This is a genomic window from Priestia sp. TRM10 (genome assembly GCF_057808375.1).
This window is the reverse complement of sequence record NZ_JBJZOT010000039.1, coordinates 1-280: the sequence shown is the minus strand read 5'-3', so window position 1 is coordinate 280 and position 280 is coordinate 1. Positions and strand designations below refer to the sequence as shown.

General features: G+C 51.1%; 2 tRNA genes. Both read left to right on the top strand.

The features are described 5' to 3' along the window. The first annotated feature begins 50 nt into the window (after window positions 1–50). Window positions 51–124: transfer RNA gene (locus ACK3CR_RS27085), tRNA-Arg, on the top strand. Between the two features lie 32 nt (window positions 125–156). Next, window positions 157–233: transfer RNA gene (locus ACK3CR_RS27080), tRNA-Pro, on the top strand. Window positions 234–280 lie beyond the last annotated feature (47 nt).

The window sequence follows — 280 nt, the reverse complement described above, 5'->3', positions numbered from 1 at the left end:
TGACTACCGTGCCGGTTCGAGCCCGGCCCTCGGCACCATTTATATTATATGCGCCCGTAGCTCAATTGGATAGAGCGTCTGACTACGGATCAGAAGGTTATGGGTTCGACTCCTATCGGGCGCGTTTTAAAAAAGCTTGTAAGTATTTTTAAAAAGCGGGAAGTAGCTCAGCTTGGTAGAGCACATGGTTTGGGACCATGGGGTCGCAGGTTCGAATCCTGTCTTCCCGACCATTTAAATATTGGGGCCTTAGCTCAGCTGGGAGAGCGCCTGCCTTGCA